Origin of the sequence: Alistipes sp. (assembly GCF_048465635.1) — a bacterium.
In the GTDB taxonomy this organism is placed as follows: Bacteria; Bacteroidota; Bacteroidia; order Bacteroidales; family Rikenellaceae; genus Alistipes.
The window spans coordinates 1-1,471 of sequence record NZ_DBFWLF010000021.1 but is presented as its reverse complement, the minus strand read 5'-3'; the positions used below and the strand labels follow the sequence as shown (position 1 = coordinate 1,471).

At 58.4% G+C, this 1,471-nt stretch carries 1 protein-coding gene; it reads left to right on the top strand.

Translation table 11 applies throughout. The features are described 5' to 3' along the window. Positions 1–1,305: transposase (locus ACMO9O_RS08380; RefSeq protein ID WP_418983415.1), on the top strand; the 1,305-nt coding region annotated here is incomplete at its 5' end. Positions 1,306–1,471 lie beyond the last annotated feature (166 nt).

The window sequence follows — 1,471 nt, the reverse complement described above, 5'->3', positions numbered from 1 at the left end:
TTCACCGAAGGGATGCACGTGTTCAGCGACTCGAAGATTTCGGACTTCCTCAACGAGGTCACGGAAGAGCAGATCCTCGGCTTTCTCAGCGACTGGAACGCCGAGCGGGATCGCTCCCGCATCTACGTGTCCTACGATTCGACGAACAAGAATTCGCAGGCCGGCGACATCAGCTTCGTGGAGTTCGGAAACGCCAAGGACGACAAGGGCCTGCCCATCGTCAACATCGGCGTCGCCACCGAGGTGACCAACCAGATCCCGCTCTTCTACGACCCCTTCTGCGGTTCGATCAACGACGTCTCCCAATTCGAGTGCTTCGTCAACAAGGCGATGTCGTACGGCTACCAGGACGTCGGCTTCATCCTCGATCGCGGCTATTTCAGCCGCAAGAACATCGAGTACATGGACGAACACGGCTTCTCCTTCGTCATGATGGTGAAGGGCTGCCGGAAGCTCGTTCACTCGATCGTCGACGAAAAGCGCGATACCTTCGAGGCCAAGTCGGAGCACGCCATGCGGGCGCACGACCTCAGCGGCACCACCTCCCGTCGAAAGCTCTTTGAGGACGACGAGAAGGAGCGTTTCTTTCACCTGTACTTCAGCCCGATCAAGATGGCGAAGGAACGCCGCGAGATCGACGAGTCCATCGCCCTGATGGAGAAGCACCTCGCAGCCTGCCATGGGCAGAAGGTGGAGCTCGGAGACGAGTACAGGGATCTCTTCGACCTGTTCTTCGACCCTCAGGATCGACTGCTCTTCGGGAAACTCAAGCATGAGGCCGTCGACGAGATGTACAGGCGCTGCGGGTACTTCTGCATCGTGACATCAGAGGAGATGAGCGCTCTGGATGCCTACGAGCTCTACCGGGGGCGCGACGTCTCGGAGAAGCTTTTCAGCATGGAGAAGACCTTCCTGGGGAGCCGGAGCTTCCGGGTGCATTCCGACGTCTCGATGTCGACCAAGCTGTTTGTCGAATTCATCGCGCTCATCATTCGGCAGCGGTTCTACAACCTGCTCAAGAACGAGGTGAAGAAGCTGCCCGTCAGGAAGAACTACATGACGGTGCCTGCTGCCTTGGGCGAACTGAAGAAAATCTACCTGACACGCGTCAACAATAGCGTCTACCAGCTAGACCAGCCCGTCACGAAGACGCAGCAGACCATCCTGAAGGCGTTCGGCCTGACGAAGGACGATGTGTCGGTTGAGTTGGCAAAAATCTCGAAAATCCTGAAGGCCGCAGATGCCGAGATGGCCCGGGAGCCCGAGGAGAACAGTGAGGAGGAGAACGACAATTGCGAGGCGTAAGACGTTGGCTGCTATCGACAAGGAGATCCAGGAGACCCAGCGTCAGCTGATCGCGGCGAAGGCTCGGTACGACAGGTTGGCGGCCCAACTGACGGGGCTCAACAGGCAGAGGAAGCAGAGAGAGGCGGAGGTGCTGGCAGAGGCGCTTGCCAAGAGCGGGAAGACG